1 protein-coding gene and 1 pseudogene are annotated in these 1,249 nt (G+C 73.7%); one reads left to right on the top strand and one right to left on the bottom strand.

What is annotated here, in order from left to right:
- Nucleotides 1-117: 117 nt before the first annotated feature.
- On the bottom strand, nt 118-609 hold the full coding sequence (locus tag DEIPI_RS0116135; protein ID WP_027482451.1) for an LEA/WHy family protein: 492 nt from the start codon (nt 607-609) through the stop codon (nt 118-120).
- A gap of 101 nt (nt 610-710) precedes the next feature.
- Between DEIPI_RS0116135 and DEIPI_RS40075 the strand changes: the two are divergent.
- Nucleotides 711-1,249, top strand: a pseudogene (locus tag DEIPI_RS40075) (hypothetical protein); the annotation flags it as partial.

Here is a 1,249-nt window from a genome sequence, read left to right as displayed (position 1 = left end):
CGCCAGGGGACCGCCGGGCCGCCCGCGCAGCGGCGCGTCGGGACGGTACGCCCACTGACCGAGGTCAGGGGCGGCAGGGGAGACGTCAGGAAGGTCCACGGCGGTCAGTGTAGGGAATCAGGGAAGGATGCGTGGCTGCTTGAGCACGCCCTGCGCCACCACGTACGGGCCGAAGGTGGGCTTCCCGAGCAGGCCCGCGTCCACCGTGAAGCTGCCCTCCAGACGGTACGGGACGGCCTCGCCTCGCCCCACCTTCACGAAGGTCGCGAGGTTCGCGAGGGTCACGGGCAGATCCACGACGGCCTCCTGCGTGGCGTCGCCGCCCGCCGGGAGGTCCACGTTCGGGAGGTTCACAGTGCCGACGTCGAGGTCGTCGAGGAGGATGCGTCCCCCCGCGCGGGCGACGCGCACGGACACCGGGTTGGGGTTATGGACGCGCAGCTGCACACTGAGGGTCGCGACGGCGGGCCGCCCGAGGCCGGGCAGGGTGAGGCTGCGCAGCGCGACGCTCTGCACCTTGAACTCGGGAACCTGAAGGATCGGCTGGCGGGGCGCGCACGCGACCATGGAGATCGACGCGACGACCGCGAGGGGCCAGTGGACTCGCATGCGGACACCATACACGCGCCTCGTGAAGCGGCGCTGACGCTTTCCTGACGCCCCGTGCGGTCGCACGGTCGGTGCGCGCGGGTCCTGCTACGCTCGGTGGCGTGAACCGCGCCCTGCTGATCGCCCTGCTGACCTGCGGCCCGTCGGCCGCGCTCGCCACGTCCCTCGACCTGAGCGGCTCGACCACGGGAAGCTCCACGGGCACGTCCGTCCGGGTCGGCCTCTCCGACCTCGGGTTCGGCGGCGGGACCGCCGCGTTCGGCGTGAGCGACCGCGCCGTCGACCTCGCCTTCTCACGGGGCCTGGACCTGTCCGTGCTCGGCACGGTGGGGGTGCGCCTGTCGGGCGCGCTCGCCTTCCGGGGCGGCTGGAGCCTCTCGTCGGGCGCGTCCGGGACGGTCGGTCCCGTCGCGCTGGGCGTGAGCGCGAACGTCTGGACGACGCCCCTGGCCGTCTTCGATCCCATCTCGCCGCTCGCGGAGTCCCCGACGAGCGTCGCCGCGTCGGGCTGGACGGTGGACCTCACGGGTCGCTACCGCGTGAACCGCGACACGCAGGTGCTCGTGGCGGGCACGCTGGGCCAGCAGCCGAACGTCGCGCTGGGCGGCGAGTGGCGCCGGGGCGACCTCAGCTTCCGGGC

The sequence above is a fragment of the Deinococcus pimensis DSM 21231 genome (assembly GCF_000519345.1).
Classification (GTDB): Bacteria; Deinococcota; Deinococci; order Deinococcales; family Deinococcaceae; genus Deinococcus_A; species Deinococcus_A pimensis.
Note: the sequence above shows the minus strand (reverse complement) of the source record. Positions and strands in the feature narration are given on the sequence as shown.

Excerpts from the sequence above, each read along its gene's own strand:
- DEIPI_RS0116135 (WP_027482451.1), bottom strand. The coding sequence starts at position 609 with ATGCGAGTCCACTGGCCCCTCGCGGTCGTCGCGTCGATCTCCATGGTC.